The sequence below is a fragment of the Gluconobacter sp. Dm-74 genome, assembly GCF_018256135.1.
GTDB classification, from domain to species: domain Bacteria; phylum Pseudomonadota; class Alphaproteobacteria; order Acetobacterales; family Acetobacteraceae; genus Gluconobacter; species Gluconobacter cadivus.
The window spans coordinates 1-16,763 of the sequence record NZ_JAERLX010000006.1; the positions used below are offsets into that span (position 1 = coordinate 1).

At 55.6% G+C, this 16,763-nt stretch carries 14 protein-coding genes; 10 read left to right on the forward strand and 4 right to left on the reverse strand.

Going from position 1 to position 16,763, the window contains the following annotated elements; genetic code table 11:
* Positions 1-91 precede the first annotated feature (91 nt).
* Complete coding sequence (locus JK208_RS16210; RefSeq protein ID WP_408872108.1) at positions 92-226, reverse strand: hypothetical protein; 135 nt, start codon at positions 224-226, stop codon at positions 92-94.
* Here JK208_RS16210 and JK208_RS09815 point away from each other — a divergent pair.
* On the forward strand, positions 225-641 hold the full coding sequence (locus JK208_RS09815; RefSeq protein WP_408872109.1) for a CocE/NonD family hydrolase C-terminal non-catalytic domain-containing protein: 417 nt from the start codon (positions 225-227) through the stop codon (positions 639-641). The genes JK208_RS16210 and JK208_RS09815 overlap by 2 nt on opposite strands.
* Positions 642-762: 121 nt before the next feature.
* Here JK208_RS09815 and JK208_RS09820 read toward each other — a convergent pair whose 3' ends face one another.
* The 3 genes from JK208_RS09820 to JK208_RS09830 are packed head-to-tail and all read right to left on the reverse strand — an operon-like array spanning position 763 to position 6,591.
* Positions 763-2,232: an efflux transporter outer membrane subunit gene (locus JK208_RS09820; RefSeq protein ID WP_349291979.1), complete on the reverse strand. Its 1,470-nt coding sequence runs from the start codon at positions 2,230-2,232 to the stop codon at positions 763-765.
* A gap of 2 nt (positions 2,233-2,234) precedes the next feature.
* Positions 2,235-3,410, reverse strand: coding sequence for an efflux RND transporter periplasmic adaptor subunit (locus tag JK208_RS09825; RefSeq protein ID WP_211575953.1), 1,176 nt, complete (start codon positions 3,408-3,410; stop codon positions 2,235-2,237).
* Positions 3,400-6,591, reverse strand: a complete 3,192-nt coding sequence (locus JK208_RS09830) for an efflux RND transporter permease subunit (RefSeq protein ID WP_211575954.1) — start codon at positions 6,589-6,591, stop codon at positions 3,400-3,402. The genes JK208_RS09825 and JK208_RS09830 overlap by 11 nt, the downstream gene beginning before the upstream one ends.
* 456 nt (positions 6,592-7,047) lie before the next feature.
* On the opposite strand from JK208_RS09830, the gene JK208_RS09835 reads away from it, so the two are divergent.
* From JK208_RS09835 to JK208_RS09875, 9 genes are all read left to right on the forward strand, one after another.
* A complete protein-coding gene (locus JK208_RS09835; protein ID WP_211575955.1) occupies positions 7,048-7,959 on the forward strand; it encodes a LysR family transcriptional regulator in 912 nt (303 codons plus the stop codon).
* A gap of 109 nt (positions 7,960-8,068) precedes the next feature.
* Complete coding sequence (locus JK208_RS09840; RefSeq protein WP_211575957.1) at positions 8,069-8,851, forward strand: class I SAM-dependent methyltransferase; 783 nt, start codon at positions 8,069-8,071, stop codon at positions 8,849-8,851.
* A gap of 17 nt (positions 8,852-8,868) precedes the next feature.
* On the forward strand, positions 8,869-9,615 hold the full coding sequence (locus tag JK208_RS09845; RefSeq protein ID WP_211575960.1) for an SDR family oxidoreductase: 747 nt from the start codon (positions 8,869-8,871) through the stop codon (positions 9,613-9,615).
* A gap of 445 nt (positions 9,616-10,060) precedes the next feature.
* On the forward strand, positions 10,061-11,182 hold the full coding sequence (locus JK208_RS09850) for an MFS transporter (protein ID WP_211576137.1): 1,122 nt from the start codon (positions 10,061-10,063) through the stop codon (positions 11,180-11,182).
* 70 nt (positions 11,183-11,252) lie between these two features.
* A complete protein-coding gene (locus JK208_RS09855) occupies positions 11,253-11,666 on the forward strand; it encodes a cupin domain-containing protein (protein ID WP_194262597.1) in 414 nt (137 codons plus the stop codon).
* 259 nt (positions 11,667-11,925) lie between these two features.
* Entirely contained in the window at positions 11,926-12,399 is a 474-nt protein-coding gene (locus tag JK208_RS09860; RefSeq protein WP_211576138.1) for a (2Fe-2S)-binding protein, read from the forward strand.
* Positions 12,396-14,633: a xanthine dehydrogenase family protein molybdopterin-binding subunit gene (locus JK208_RS09865; RefSeq protein WP_211575962.1), complete on the forward strand. Its 2,238-nt coding sequence runs from the start codon at positions 12,396-12,398 to the stop codon at positions 14,631-14,633. The genes JK208_RS09860 and JK208_RS09865 overlap by 4 nt, the downstream gene beginning before the upstream one ends.
* A 57-nt stretch (positions 14,634-14,690) precedes the next feature.
* Positions 14,691-16,052, forward strand: a complete 1,362-nt coding sequence (locus tag JK208_RS09870; protein ID WP_211575963.1) for a cytochrome c — start codon at positions 14,691-14,693, stop codon at positions 16,050-16,052.
* A gap of 175 nt (positions 16,053-16,227) precedes the next feature.
* The gene (locus JK208_RS09875; RefSeq protein WP_211575966.1) at positions 16,228-16,698 is read left to right on the forward strand and encodes a heme-binding protein; all 471 of its coding nucleotides are present in this window, start codon (positions 16,228-16,230) and stop codon (positions 16,696-16,698) included.
* Positions 16,699-16,763 lie beyond the last annotated feature (65 nt).

Genomic DNA, 16,763 nt, shown 5'->3' on the forward strand with positions numbered 1-16,763 from the left:
CAGGCCTACCCTCCATCGGTAAGCCTGTGAATCACAACCTCTCGCTCAGTTCAATAAATTAATAGGTCCTGAGCCTATGTTTCTCGTCCTGTCATTTCAAAAGGGCAGGCCGGTTCGGGGTGGCGCTGGTGGTTGGCAGCGGATCAACGTAACGCTGCGGCCCGTCCAGATGTTCTGTCCCTGACGTGCTGACGAAGCCTTTTACCGTCACAAGCGAGCCGCTCATGCATCTTACAGCGTCTACGACAGGGACAGATGGAGACTTTGTCGTAAAACTGATTGATGTTTATCCTGATGAAGTGGCCCAGGAACCTGCAATGGGGGGGTATCAACTGATGGTTTCCGGGAATATTCTCCGTGGGCGATACTGGAAGAGTTTCGAGCATCCTGAAGCAATCCCTGCAAATGTGCAGCAGGTTTATCCGGTGCGTTTACCGATCGTGAATCATACTTTCCTGCCGGGGCATCGGATCATGATACAGATCCAGTCGAGCTGGTTCCCGCTTTATGATCGCAATCCCCAGACCTATGTGAAAAATATTATGCTCGCGCCTAAAGACGCCTATAAACCAGCGACGATTTCGGTGGATATTGCGGGGAGTTGGCTGGAACTTCGTGGCGCATCAAAGCCTGCTTTGTAAAGGATAGACGGCAACCCATGAGGATCGGTGGCGTGTCTTGAAACGCCACAACAGATGTCCAGCCTTTGAAAATATTTTTTCCGGGACGGTCGTTCCGCAGAGCAGTGTCCCTTTTGAGTTTTTACAGAATATGCTCAGCAGGCGAAGCCTTGCGGGGCGGTATTCCATTGTCCCATCCTCCGCCGAGAGCCTTGTAAAGAGTGACGTTGTTAGAGAGCGTCTGAAGCTGTGTCGTAATTGCGCTTAATTGTGCTGTATAAAGCGCTCTCTGCGCGATGAGTGTTGCAAGATAAGGATCATAACCCGCCCTGAATCTTTGCAGGGCGAGGGTATATTGCCTCTCATGGGCTGCAACAGCTTTTTGCTGGGCTTCCATCTGCCCCAGATAGGTTTCCCGCCCGGCCAGCGCATCCGCGACTTCGCGGAATGCGGACTGGATCGTTCGTTCATAGCGCGCGATTTCTTCTCGTTTGCGGGCATGGGCCTGATGGAGCTGGGCGGTCAGGCGGCCTGCATCAAAAAGCGGCAAGGTAATCTGCGGTGCGACGTTCCAGGCACCCATGCCGCTTTGAAAGAGGCGGGTGATATTGTTGCTTGCCGTACCATTGGCGGCTGTGATCTGGATTTTGGGGAAGAATTCGGCTCGGGCGGCACCAATGTCGTCATTTGCAGCCCGTAATTCTCTTTCAGAAGCTGCTATGTCCGGTCTTCGGGCGATCATATCGGACGGCAGACCCGCTGGAACGTCCGGAAACGCCGCGACGGCATTGAGGGATGTTTTGGCGTTCATGGACTGAATGGTGGCTTCTGGAACGGGGGTACCCACCAGCAATGTCAACTGGTCGAAAGCCTGCGCACGTTGTCGCGTGTAGATTTGCAGACTGGTTTCGGCGTCGTGCAGGGCGGCTTCGGCTTCTGCCAGGTCCAGTTGTGTACCCGTCCCGACATCTGCTGTCTGTTTGACAAGGTTGTAAGTCTGGCGTCGGTTTTGCAGAACGTTCTGTGTGATCGTAAGTGCCTGAGTATTGGCGACCCAGTTCAGCATGGCTGTGGCGACGCTGGAGATAATGCTCAATCGCATGGCCTGCTGATTGAGTGCGCTGGCCATATAGCGGTCGAACGAGGCCCGGGAGGCGCTGCGTATGCGGCCCCACAGATCGACCTCATAGGCGGAAACACCAAATCCTACGGCATATTGCCGCATGTAGATCGGTTCGTCCGTGCGTGACAGGCTCCAGATATGTGAGTTCATTTTCTGGACGCTGGCACCGGCGGTGCCATTCAAAGTCGGGAAAAGAGCGGCGTTCTCGATGTCGAATTGCGAGCTGGCGGCCAGCGTCTGCTGCTGGGCAATGCGTAGATCACGGTTATTCTCCAGCGCTGTGGCGATGAGGGTCTGCATGACCGGATCCCGATAGAAGGACCGCCAGTCCTGCAGGAGCGCGCGCGCATCCTGTCCGGCAGTCTCCTTCTTTTTGTCCTGAGGCCAGGCCGACGCAACAGGAGCATCGGGCTTGTGATAGTTCGGAATCATGGTGCAGCCGCCCAGAAGTGTGACGAGCACCATGCCGTATGCAGAGGAAGTCCGCACGATCAGAGTACCTTCAGGGATTTGTCGAGTTGCGGCGCGACCACACTGCCTTCATGCAAAGCTGAGGGCGGATGGACCACAAGTTGGCTTCCATCGGGCAGGCCATCCAGAATTTCCAGGTGATCGCCGTAGTCCCGACCGATCTTGACCTTGCGGACCGTCACCTTGTTATCAACTCCGATCGTTTCGACCGAGAGGCCGTCCGCCTCATAGTTCAGAGCCTCGGAGGGAATCATGATGACAGGTGCTGCGCGTGGAAAATCGAAATGGACCGTCGTATAGAGCCCTGCGGTCAGGCGGCTGTCGTGATTGTCGATCTCGATCTCGACGGGGAGCATCCGGCTCCCCTGTTCCAAGGCATGCCCCGTGCGCGTCACTGTTCCGCTGAAGCTCTGGCCGGGGCGCTCCGGAACCACGATTGAGGCCGGTTCGCCTGTTTTGACTGTGAGCGCGGCATCCTGTGGAACATGCACCCGAACCCTTAGACGGTCCGTGCGGGTCACGATAAAGAGCGGACGCGTAGTACTGTCTGCACTCACCAGATCTCCGGCTTCCACGTTTCTGCCGGTGACAACGCCGTCATAAGGGGCGGTCACCGTCGTGTAGGCCTGACGTTGCGCGGTTTCAGCGAGCACGGCATCAGCGGCTTTCTGTTCGGCTTGCCGGGCATTCTGGGTTAAGCGATCCACATCGAAATTCTGTTTGCTGACAGCTCCACCGCCGACAAGCCCGCCGGACCGGCGCGCGGTAATCTGCGCCAGAGCCAGATTGGCACGGGCCTGCGCCAGTGTCGCCTGCGCCTGCTCAACGCGGTGATCGAGTTCCGGCGCACGGATAATTGCCAGAACCTGTCCGGCCTGCACGGGGGTTCCAATATCGACAAACCGCTTGTCGATATAGCCCGAGGCGCGGGCCCCAATGGGTGTTGTCTCAATTCCCACGGTTTCGCCCGGCAGGTCTAGCGACAAAGGTTGTGTCGAAGCACGCGCGATCAGGGTCCTCACATCCGGAACCTGCTGGTCGCGTTCTCTGGCCGTTGCCGTGACCGCGTGCGCACGCTCGACATGGGTATAAACGCCATAGCCAACTGCGACGATGACACCCAGTCCGGCAAGAATGCCGGGGGAGAACCGCCTGCGTTCTTGGTCGGAGTGGGACATGACAGGCTCAGACGACATTCTCATATTCCTCAAGTAGGCGGGATTCACGACGGCGCAGACGGCTGTAGAGCCAGGGGACAACAAAAAGCGTGGTGCAGGTGCCAATCATCAGACCGCCGATTACGGCGCGGCCCAGTGGCGCGTTCTGCTCGCCGCCGTCTCCCAGACCGAGCGACATCGGCAGCATGCCGATCACCATCGCAAGGGAGGTCATAAGGATCGGTCTGAGGCGTTCCCGGCCTGCTTCCATGGCAGCCTCCATGGCATTCATGCCATGGGCACGACTTTCCTTGGCGAAGGTGACCAGCAGGATGGAGTTGGCGCTCGCCACCCCCACGCTCATGATAGCCCCCATGAGTGAAGGTACGGAGAAGGTCGTTCCCGTGACGAAAAGCATGAGCACGATGCCGCACATGGCGCCCGGCAGACCCAGTATGACAACCAGGGGGTCCATGAAGGACTGGAAGTTCACAACCATCAGCAGATAGACCGCAACGGCAGCCACCAGCAGACCCAGTTCGAGCCGCGTGAAGGACGTGTTCATGCTGTCAATCTGTCCTGCCACCTCAATGCTGTTACCGGGTTTCAGGTCGGCTTTATGCCGGTCCACGATCCGACCGATATCGCGCGCAATGCTCCCGAGGTCACGATCCTCGGCGCTGGCATCGATATCCAGAACCGGCTGGATGTTGCTGTGTGAAATCACGTCAGGTGCCACCGTGCGTTCAATGGTCGCCACGTTCCTCAGCAAGGTCGGGATCGCGGCCGCCTGTGATGCATTCCCTGCCACCACCAGCTTGCCCAGATCATCAACAGTGTTGACCTGATATTGCGGCGTCTGCACGGCAACCGGGTAAAGCGTTCCCATCTGCGGGTCGGGCCAGAAGTTCGGCGTGACCGTGTTGGAGGAGGCCTGCGAAACCATGACACTACGGGCCACATCGTTCAGCACGAGATTGAGGTCCTGTGTCCGTTCGCGGTCGATCGACACGTTCAGGGCAGGTGCTGCAAGCTGCTGATGCAGATGTACATCCACCAGACCGCGCACATGACGCATGTCCTCCATGATCTTGCCCATAACCACGCGGTTATTGGCCTGATCGTAGCCCGTGATCCGCACATCGATCTGGGATGTGAGGCCGAAGTTCAGGATCTGCGTCACCATGTCCGCAGGCTGGAAATAGAACACGACATCGGGGAAACGCTTGGCCAGAACTGTGCGCAGGCGGCTGATATACTGCGCTGTCGGGCGGTGCTTTTCCTTCAGTGCCACCATGATCTGCCCGTCATTCGGGCCGATGGTCGAGCCATCATCAAAGGGCATGGAATAACGAAAGGGGATGCCGATATCGTCAAGCACCAGTTCGCGCTCATCCTTGGGAACAACTTCGCGAATGGTATCTTCAACCTGATCGAAAATCCGTTCGGTGGTCTCAATCCGTGTGCCTGCAGGTGCGCGAACATGAAGTTTGAACTCGCCAGCATCAATAACTGGGAAAAAGTCCTGCCCCACCTGCGTTGCGAGAAGCACCGCGCCCACAAGAAAGATGCCGCCCAGAGCCGGAACTTTCCACGCGCTGTTCAGAAGGCCGGACAGCGTCTTTTCATAACCATTCCGCAGACGCTCGAACCGGGCATCAAATTTCGCGCCGAACCGTTCAAAAATTGTGGGGGGCTTTCCAGCCTCTTCACGGCGCTTCTTGGCCTGTTCTTCCGAGCGCAGAAGCAGCGCCGCGAAGATCGGCACCAGAGTCCGGCTAATGACGTAGGAGGCCAGCATCGCATACACAACGGCCAGCGCCATAGGTGTGAACAGGAAGCGTGATGGTCCGGTCAGGAATTCCACAGACACAAACACACAGGAAATCGCCAGCGTGGACACCAGTGTCGGCAGGGCAATGCCCGCGGCACCATCCAGCACGGCTTTGCGCAGTTCAGCCCCGTCATGATGCAGGCGGTGGATATTCTCGATCGTGACTGTCGCATCATCGACCAGGATGCCCACGGCGAGCGCGAGGCCGCCCAACGTCATGAGATTAAGAGTCTCTCCGGTTGCTGAAAGAACAGCAATCGACGACAGGATCGCAAGTGGGATGGAAACCGCCACAATCAGCGTAGACCGCCAGCTTGCCAGAAAGGCAAGGATCATGGCTGCTGTCAGCAGACCGGCAATCACGGCTTCAGACGCCACGCCCTTTATAGCGGCTTTTACGAACAATGATTGATCGAACAGTTCGTCAATCTTCATGCCCGGGGGCGCTGCGGCGCGTGAGATAGGCAACACGGTGTCACGCATGGCGTTCACAACCGCCAGAGTGGACGCGTTCCCGGCTTTCATGATCCGCAAAAGAACCGAGCGGTGTCCCTCGCGGCGCACCACGTTATGCTGCACCTCCCAGCCATCACGGACCTGCGCGACATCGCGGATACGGATGATGGCACCTGTGTTCGGATCTTTTCGTAGCGGAAGATCGTTCAGTTGCTTTGAAAAATACGGAATGCCGTTCATCTGGATGTTGTATTGAGACGGACCGAATTTCACCGTTCCACCCGGAAGTGTGAGGTTCTGGGCGTTGATGGCGTTGGACACATCCAGCGGGCTGATTTTCATCGCCTGCAACTTGGTCGGGTCAATATCGACCATGATCTGGCGGATCTTGCCGCCATGCGGTGGGGGCAGGAGCGTGCCGGGAACAGGCGCCATCTGCTGCCGCAGACGATACACGCCATAATCGTACAATTCGCTTTCCGTCAGCTTGTCAGAAGACAGGGAAAGCTGAAGAACCGCCACGCTGGAAGCGCTATACTGCATGATAATGGGGGGCTGCACGCCCGGTGGCAGCTGGGCACGGATGGATTGGGTAGCTGCAACGGTCTGCCCGAGAGCGACCCCGATATCCACTCCCGGCTGGAAATACAGCTTTTGAAGCACAAGACCGGGTGTGGTCTGGCTTTCAATCGTCCGCAGATTATTGACGAAAAAGCTGTGAGAAAACTCTGTATAGGTACTAATGCGTTTTTCGGTTTCGGGCGCTGAGAGACCATCGTAATACCAGACGACGGTAATGACTGGAATATCAATATTTGGGAAAATATCGGTTGGTGTCCTGAAGATGGCAGAAACACCAAGAAAAAGAACTAAAATTGCTCCGACTATAAAAGTATAAGGCTTCCGAAGAGCTAAGCCAATTATCCCCATAAACTGGCAATTCCCTCTTTTTCATCTGGCATTGAATTTTAATTTTTCAGTGACGATTGATGCGTTCCGGAATGTCACGTCATGCCAGCGCCCATGTGCTAATGGGCATCATAGTTTATGGCGCATTCTTTCGAATAGACGTTATATTCAAAACATGATTATGAATTCCGTTCATTAATCGTCAGAGACGGTTTTGCATCAAGAGTTTTATCCGTTGCGTATCGGTATTATTGGTGCGGGCCGAAACGCTCTTTGGGGCACACATGACGACGCTGCCGACAACTGGCTTACGAGGCCTCTATGAGGCCAGATTGAATCTATCAATTCAGTCGAGGGAGCGGCCTGGGCGAGAGACTCTCGGGGAGAAGCCCGATATGGGGATGCAGTTGCTACACCTCGACGGAAACTGAAGTTATCCCTAAACAATATGATCATGCTCATGAAAAAGGCTCATATATGTCTCGCGAGAATTTTAATGATCTGATCGCGTTTCTGGCCGTAGCGCGCGAAAAAAGCTTTACGCGCGCTGCTGCTAAGCTGGGTGTTTCGCAGTCCGCGTTGAGCCACACGATCCGGCTATTGGAAGAGCGCCTTGGTTTGCGACTGCTGACACGGACCACGCGAAGTGTGACGCCTACGAACGCGGGTGATTATCTTATCCGCAACATTGGCCCGCATTTCGATCAGATTGAAAGCCAGATTGCCTCTTTGGCCGAATTGCGTGACGCGCCAAGCGGTATGATCCGTGTCACCGCGACTGACGATGTCATTGCCTATCTCCTCAGACCAAAAATGGAGCAGTTTCTTAAAAAATATCCTGACATAAAAATCGAGATCCATGCAGATCTGAAGCTTGTGGATATTGTCGCCGAGCGCTTCGACGCCGGAATTAGACTGGGCGAGCAGGTGACCAAGGAGATGACTTCGGTGCCTCTCACGCCGGATATTCGTTTTGTTGTTGTCGGAACGAAATCCTATTTCAGGAAAAATCCCAAACCGAAGGTTCCACATGATCTTCTGAAACATCGATGCATCACGATGCGTCTGCCAACACATGGCGGGATCTATGCATGGGAGTTTGAAAAGGACGGTCGGGACGTCAGGGTCCGCGTTGATGGTCCTCTGATATTTAACAGCATCTTTCCTGTGCGGGATGCCTGTCTGGACGGGCTGGGTCTGGCGCATATGCCGGAAATGGTTGCGGAGAAATATATTGCCGATGGGCGTCTGGTAAAAGTGCTTCAGGATTGGTGTCCATACTGGACCGGATATCATCTCTGCTTTCCCCACAATCATCAAAATTCCATGCCATTTTCGCTCTTTGTCGAGGAAATGCGTTATGAGGCAGGCACCCCTTCGGTTTCATGAGTAAAATCGAAGATCATATGCAGATATGAAGGGCTAATCGTGCCGGTAAAGAGCCCTTACATTAGGAATGTGCGGCCACATGTGTGTCAAATATGAACGGGAAAATATCATGAAAGCGATTTATCCTCTCGTATGTGCTGTTGCCATGACCGCGGCAGGTCAGGCAGTGGCAGCACCGACGCTTGAACAGGCAATCCATTCTCCCACACGCGATGCCCGGTTTGTGGCGCGTGATCCCATTCGGCATCCTCTGGAGGAATTACAGTTTTTCGGTTTGCGTCCGAATGCCAGCGTTGTCGAAATATGGCCGGGCGGAGGGTACTGGACGCAGATCCTGGGGCCATATCTGCATGGTCAAGGCGTCTATACGCTGGCTCTTGGTCCGGAAGATGGAAAAAGTTCCGCCTTCAGCAAGATGGTGGCCGCTCACCCTGAACTCAAGGAAACATTCAGGGCAACGCAGTTTGACAGCGGCCATCTCGATTTTGTCGCGCCAGCCAGTGTCGATTTTGTCCTGACTTTTCGCAATCTGCACAACTGGATGGAAGCCGGTAATGCGCCGCAAATGCTTGCAGCTATTTATCGGGCTTTGAAGCCGGGTGGTATATTTGGTGTCGAAGACCATCGCGGCCATACAAATGCGTCGCAGGATCCGCGTGCGGAAGATGGATATGTCCGTCAGTCTTATGCGATCGCGTTAATTGAAAAAGCAGGTTTCAGGCTGGTGGGATCGTCGGAGATCAACGCCAATCCGCGTGATACCGCCAACTGGCCGAAGGGCGTGTGGACATTACCGCCGACCTTCGCGTTAGGGGACAAGGATCACGCCAAATATGCCGCCATCGGGGAGGGGGATAACTTCGTCCTGAAATTTCAGAAAATCGACCGTTAAAAATCCGGAGACTATCCATGAACAATAATGTTGCAAACAAGATCGTTGTCATTACGGGGGCCAGCAGTGGTCTCGGAGCAGAAGCCGCCCGGCATCTTGCGACATTGGGGGCGACTGTCGTTCTGGGAGCACGGCGTGAAAGCCGGATCAAAGTCCTTGCTGACGATATTGTGGCCAAAGGCGGCAAAGCTTTGGCGATCGAAACGGATGTGACGGACCGAGCTTCGGTTCAGAACCTGATTGATACGGCTGTCAAGACTTACGGTCGAATCGACGTTCTGCTCAATAATGCAGGTGTTATGCCTTTATCCCCGCTCGAAAAACTGCGCGTTGACGAGTGGGATCTGATGATTGATGTCAATATCAAAGGCGTTCTCTATGGTATTGCAGGCGCGCTTCCACACATGAAAGCGCAGAAAAGCGGCCATATCATTAATGTATCTTCAGTTGCAGGCCATCGCGTTCTGGAAAATAGTGCAGTTTACTCGGCCACGAAATTCGCGGTTCGTGCGCTGTCCGAGGGATTGCGGGCTGAAGTGAAACCCTACAACCTGCGTACGACGGTCATTTCGCCGGGAGCGGTTCAGTCTGAGTTGCTCAATGGCGTTCATGATGAGGTGACTGCGGAGCAACTCAGGAATTTTGTTCCTGGTATTGCGATCAGTGCAGACTCATTTGCCCGGTGTGTCGCTTTTGCGATCAGCCAGCCGGAAGATGTGGATATCAACGAAATTCTTTTCCGTCCCACAAAGCAGCAGATATAACATAGCGCTGACAGCGCGGATCACAATTCAGATGGGCCGTGTCCTGAAAAGGGCACGGCCTTTTATATGCATTCAAGAAAAACCAATAAAACAGTCTTCTATCGGGACGGGGCTGACCTCTATGCGCTTTTAATCGGCCGGTACGCAACGTTCATTCATGAATATTATTCATGACTATGCTCGTTTTATAGTGTCTAGTCTGAATGTTCTCTATTGCCTAAATTCCCTTATCAACTCTGCCGGTCACCATGAGCAACGTTCGTGGACGCACGAGAATCATGTTTCAGGCGGCAGTGGTTTGCGGATTTTGCGCGTTATTTTTCAAAATAACCGTGCTGGTGGATCGTCTTGGTCTTGAGGTCTAATGGATACTCTCTCTCAAACATTTTCTGAAACGAGCCAGGCTTCTGACACCCCCTCAGGATCCTGGGAGGCTGTGCTCGCCATGTCTCTTGGCGCTTTCGCGCTGGTCGCATCGGAGTTTATGCCTGTCAGTCTTCTGACACCGATTGCAGCTGATCTACATATCAGCGAAGGGCAGGCGGGTCAGGCCATTTCGGTCTCCGGCGCATTTGCGGTCCTTACCAGCCTTTTCATTTCCGCATTGGCAAAGGGGATCAATCGCAAAACACTGCTGTTGACCCTGATCGGGATGATGATTGTTTCAGGAATAGTTGTTTCTCTGGCGCCGAATTACGTCATCTTCATGCTCGGACGGGCGATGATCGGCGTGGTGATAGGGGGCTTCTGGTCAATGTCCGCCGCAACGGCGATGCGTCTTGTCGAAGATCATCATGTTCCTCGCGCGCTTGCGATCCTGAATGGTGGCAATGCCCTTGCCACAGTTATTGCAGCACCTGCTGGCAGCTTTCTTGGTGGTCTGATTGGCTGGCGTGGCGCTTTTTTCTGCGTGGTGCCTGTGGCTGTCGTGGTTTTCGTCTGGCAGCTTCTCAGCCTTCCGTCGATGCCCAGTGAACGCCATCACCAATCTGCAAGTGTATTCGCTCTATTGACGCGCCCGGTTGTAAGAATGGGGATGATTGCCGTCAGCCTCTTCTTCATGGGACAGTTTACGCTCTTCACCTATGTCCGGCCGTTCCTTGAAGATGTGGCTCATGTCGATGTGTCCACGCTGTCTCTAATCCTTTTGCTGATGGGAATTTCCGGCTTTATTGGCACCGTGCTGATCGGAAGCGTGCTGAAGAAGAGTGTCTACCCCGTTCTGATTGTTACTCCTCTTCTCATGGCGCTTCTGGCGCTTGGACTTCTTGTTTTGGGACAATGGATTGTTGTCTCTGCCGTAATACTGGCGATATGGGGCCTGTTTGCGACATCCGCCCCTGTGGGATGGTGGACCTGGCTCGCCCGGACGCTCCCGCAGGATGCGGAAGCAGGAGGCGGCTTGATGGTCGCTGTCGTCCAGCTGGCCATAACGCTGGGAGCAACCTGTGGAGGGGTCCTGTTCGACGGGATTGGATATCAGGCGACCTTTGCAGTCAGTGCGTGTGTGCTTGTGCTCGCAGCCCTGCTGGCTTTGTTGACGATGAGGCTGGGCCGCCAACCATAATTTTGCGGGCATTCAGGCCGGGAAACTGGCCAAGCCCAACATTTTCGAACGACATACAGGAACAGTGACCATGGATATCAAGCGCATTGGATCGCAACCCTCTGTGAAGGGCCCCGCCGACTGGTTTACCGGGACGGTTCGCATCGATCCCCTGTTCAATCCACCCGAGCCCGCGCAGGTGACGACAGCACTTGTAACGTTCGAGCCTGGTGCTCGAACCGCATGGCACACCCACCCGCTCGGGCAGACCCTGATCGTTACGACTGGATGTGGTTGGGTGCAGCGCGAAGGCGGTCCTGTCGAGGAAGTCCATCCTGGCGATACGATCTGGTTTGCGCCGGGCGAGAAGCACTGGCATGGCGCGGCAGCGACTACGGCGATGAGCCATATTGCCATTCAGGAAAAGCAGAACGGTTCTCCCGTCGACTGGCTCGAACATGTTTCTGACAACGAATATAACAACGGGGCCTTGTCGGACTCCTGACGTATTCTGACGTGCAGGTTTGAAGGCCGGGATGTTTGGACGGTGTATGACGCCGATCCATGAATGATTTTCATGACCATAAGATGTTTTTTCGGGATTATTCTCTGAGTGGGAAGGATCTATCCTGAGAACCGTCCATAGGGTTTTTTTTATTGACTCAAGAATTCCGGCTGATGCCTGCCAGGGGAAGAAAAGCGAGTGTCGGCTTCATTGCGTCCTGAAAACAGAAATCTGATTAACTGTGCCTGATAATGAGGGGCTGATGGAACTGACGATCAATGGTGTGCAGCACCACATCGATGTCGAGCCGGATACCCCTTTGCTTTGGGTACTGCGTGACGACCTGAAAATGACGGGTACCAAATACGGATGCGGCCTCGCGCAATGCGGTGCCTGCACGGTTCTCATCAACGGGAATGCCGCCCGATCCTGCGTCACTCCGGTCGGTGAGTTGGGTTCTGCGGCAATCACGACCATTGAAGCGATCGAGCAGGACGAGATCGGCCAGCGGGTTGTTGCCGCATGGATCAGGCATCAGGTGCCTCAATGCGGTTATTGCCAATCCGGACAGGTCATGGCGGCGACATCGCTGCTCAAACAGACCCCGCATCCTACGGACGACGATATCAGGGCCGTCATGGTCAATCTCTGTCGCTGTGGAACCTATAATGCGATCAGTGCCGCGATCCATGACCTGGCAGGAGAGACAGCGCAGGAAGGAGCGAAGAAGTGAGGAACGCTCCATTCGATGCGATGGCAATGAGTGACGTTCCGGTCAATCTCTCCCGGCGTCGCTTTATGCTGTCTTCGGCGGGCATCGCGGCAGGAGCTTTTGTTCTCGGGCTGGGCGTGCCCCAGCGCGGTGCGCGTGCCGAGGCAACGAAACTGCGTGGTACCAAGGTTCCGGCGTTTCTGGAAATACGGCCTGACAGTACGGTGCGGCTTCAGAGCCCCTTTGTTGAAGGGGGGCAGGGTACATTCACGGCCATGGCCCAGATTGTTGGTGAGGAACTGGATGCCGATCCCGCCACCTTTGTCGTCGAGAACGCTCCTCCGGGTGACGCGTATGTTGTCATGGACAACGGCATGCGCATCACCGGTGGCAGCATGTCCATTCGGAACGGTTATTCCGCGATGCGCCGGCTCGGGGCATTGGCTCGCGAGATGCTGCTACAGGCAGCCGCACGGCAGTTTGACGTACCTGTAGAGGAACTGACGACGCAGCCTGGCCGGGTGATTCATAAGCCGTCCGAACGCTCGATTGCCTATGGGGAGCTGGCTCACGCAGCAATGAGCTTGCCGGTGCCGGATCCCGCCACTGTCAGGCTCAGGGAGCCGGGAGAATTTCGCTGGATCGGTGCGCCGGTCCCGCGCGTGGATGTCCACGACAAATCGACGGGCAAGGTGGTCTATACGGTCGATGTCAGCGTGGATGATATGCTTCATGCGGCCGTTCAGCACGCGCCCCGGCTTGGCATGACCATCCAGACAGTCCGTAATGAAGACCAGGTTCGGGCGATGAAAGGGGTGCATTCCACGCATCGTCTTCCGGGCGCATTTGCGGTGGTGGCCGAACGCTGGTGGGACGCAAAGCGAGCGGCCGAGGCCGCTCTGATAGACTGGCAAGAGCCTGGACCGGACACGACGATGCGGGTCATGCCCACTGACTTTTCGACGGAAGCCTTCCGGAAGGAACTGGCTGATACACGTGGCCCCGGTGAGGATGCGGAAACCAGAGGCGATGTGGTCCGGGGGCTGAAAAATGCCCATACGGTCGTGGAGGCGACCTATGCAAGCCAGTATGTGAATCATGCACAGCTCGAACCGCCGTCCGCGTTAGCCCGTTTCAATCCTGATGGCGCGCTGGAGGTCTGGGTGCCCAATCAGGCGCCGGACATGTTCCGTGCGGACATTGCCAAACGCACGGGCCTGCCCGTCGAAAAAATTATCATTCATTCCCAGATGCTGGGCGGATTTTTCGGTCGTCATTTCCTTTACGAGACAGCCAGTCCCTATCCACAGGCGATTACGCTGGCAAAGGAAACCGGCCGTCCTGTTAAGCTGATCTGGAGCCGTGAGGAAGAATTTCTGCGCGATACGCTGCGACCGATGGCAGCAGTACGGTTTCGCGGCGGACTGGATAGGAACGGCATTCCGGTAGCTCTTGAGGCCGTCAGTGCGACTGAAGGTCCAACAGAAGGCCTCAACAACAAGCGCGGCGACAGGCTGGATGACAGCGCTCTCGAAGGTCTGACCGGAAAGTCGTACGACATCCCTGACCGACGGATTGCCCAGAATTTTGTCAAAAACCCCGTGATGCTCGGTTACTGGCGTTCCGTCGGGAACTCCATGAATGATTTTCTCTATGAAACATTTCTGGACGAGCTTGCGGACAAGGGGCATCAGGACCCCTACGAGCTTCGGTTACACCTGCTGCGGGACAACAGGCGTCTGACGACTTTGCTCAAGTCGGTTGCAGACCTGTCCGGTGGCTGGAAGCGTGGCCCGTTTACGGCGGCAGATGGTTCACGCCGTGCGCGCGGGATTGGCATGGCGTCCCCTTTCGGGTCTGAAGCGGCCGCGATTGCGGAAGTGTCGATCGAAAACGGGCGTGTGAGGGTTCACGAGGTCTGGGAAGCAATCGACCCTGGGAAGGTTGTAAACCCCGCGATTGTGGAAGCGCAGGTCAACGGCGCGATAGCTCTCGGACTGTCTCAGGTGCTTTTGGAAGAGACTGTTTACGAGAACGGCATGCCACGCGCGCGGAACTATGATGGCTACCCAATTCTCGCTTTGAATCAGATGCCTCGTGTGCATGTGAAGATTGTCGAGAGTGGCGAGAAGATGGGTGGCGTCGGGGAGCCTCCGCTGCCTGCCATCCCGCCCGCGGTGGCTAACGCGGTTTCGACCCTGACCGGGCGGCGGATCCGAAGCATGCCGCTGTCACGTCATGACTTTGCAAGCTGAGACGTTGATCGTCGTCTGGCACGTCTCGCGTGCAGCAGAAAGAGTGCGGAACTGAAGATGACTAACCGCCTGAAGAAAATTTTCGCAGTCGTGATCCCTGCATCGGCTGTTCTGGCTGCGGGAACAGCATGGTTCGTGACCCGTCTCCCTGCGTCGTCCTTTGAGAAAACCGGTTCTCAGGGGGAACCGTCGGCGCAGCTCCTGGCGCGAGGGGAGTATGTCTCCCGTCTGACAGATTGCGTCGCCTGTCACAGTGTGCCGGGTGGGGCAGCCTATACCGGGGGCCTGAAGATGGTGACGCCGATGGGCGCAATTTTCTCTACGAACATCACGCCTGATCGAGAGACGGGGATCGGTGCCTATACGCTGGCCGATTTCGACAGGGCGCTTCGTTCCGGTGTGGCAAAGGATGGGCACCGTCTTTATCCGGCCATGCCCTATCCGTCCTATGCCAGACTTTCTGACGATGATATCAAAGCGCTTTATGCCTATTTCATGAAGGGCGTCCCGGCCGTTCATCTGGAAAACCGGAAAAGCACGATCCCCTGGCCGCTGAACATGCGCTGGCCTCTGGCTTTCTGGAATGTGGTTTTTGCCCCGTCAGACGTTTATCGCCCGGACAGGTCGAAAGATGCCCAATGGAACCGGGGGGCCTATCTTGTTGAAGGGGCGGGGCACTGCGGGGCCTGTCATACGCCGCGAAGTCTGGCCTTCAACGAAAAGGGGACAGACAGGCATAGTGCGGCCTTTGTCTCCGGCGCTCTGATCGATGGCTGGTTTGCGCCCAGCCTGCGCAACGATGCAAACACGGGTCTGGGCCGGTGGAGCGAGGACGATGTCTTCCGTTTTCTCAAGACCGGCCGAAACGACCATGCCGTCGTGTTCGGCTCCATGACAGAGGCTTTCAACAACTCGACGCAGTTTTTCTCGGATGATGATCTACGGGCTGTGGCACACTATCTCAAGTCTCTGCCTGGCAACGCGCAACGTGACGGAACGCCGTGGCAGTATGAGCCGACACAGGCCAAGGCACTCCAACCCGCCGGACGGCAGGGCACTCCCGGTGCGCAGACCTACATGGCGAAGTGCAGTTTCTGTCATGGCACGGATGGGCGCGGGCAGTGGCAGTGGGTTCCGCCGCTGGCAGGAGCAGCTTCGTCTCTGGTGCCGGACAGTTCCTCTTCCATCAACGTCACACTCAATGGATCTGGCCGTGTCGTCGCGGCCGGGGTGCCGGATTCCTATCGGATGCCGTCATATCGCGAGCAGCTTTCCGACAGGGACATTGCAGATGTGCTGACCTTTGTCCGTTCGTCGTGGGGGAATCGTGGTGCTTCTGTCACTGCAGCAGAGGTCAAGACGCTACGGAAGAAAACACGTCCAGCAGACAGTGGTGTCGTTATCCTCAAAATAAATTGAACCTGTCCTGACCGGTTTTAGATCGTGCAATCAGGTAACGTGCCTGTATTGAGACAAAGCTGTGTGGAAAGAGCCGATTTCCGTTCCGCACGACGTCCGCATCGGAGGTACTTTCGGGAGGAAGTGGAATGCAGGTTAGATCATCACTCCCATAAAACCAGATAAGAGAGACGTTATGACAAAAATAATACCGGTTTTATTCTTTTCTATTTTGGAGACGTCTTCTTTTTTCGTGCCCGCTTCTGCGGTCGGACAGCGTCCGGCTCTTGAGGATAAAGACATATTGAAAATGGCTTCAGCTGCGCGAGACGCTCTCGCACGACAGCATATTGAAGGTTGCATCGTGATTGCCGATCCTGACGGCATGCCCCTCTATGTCCAGCGTCAGGTCGACGCGACCCCAAACTGCCTTGCATCCGCTTTGGCAAAAGCAAAATCAGCAGCTTTTTTCAAAACGGACACAAATACTGCTTATCAGAGCCTTCTGAAAGGTGAAGTGCATAATCTGGCAGTTCCCGATTTATCCTCTAACCCTGGTGGTCTTCCGCTTTATGTCGGCAAGACGATTGTTGGTTCTATCGCAATCAGTACCCCTGATGGCGAGAAAGATATTGCTGTAGCGCACGCTGCTGCCAGTGCATTGTGACGATATTCAGGATTTGTCAGGCAGGCAGGAGCATGGCCTTCAAAGCACATTCACTGATGCTTGAT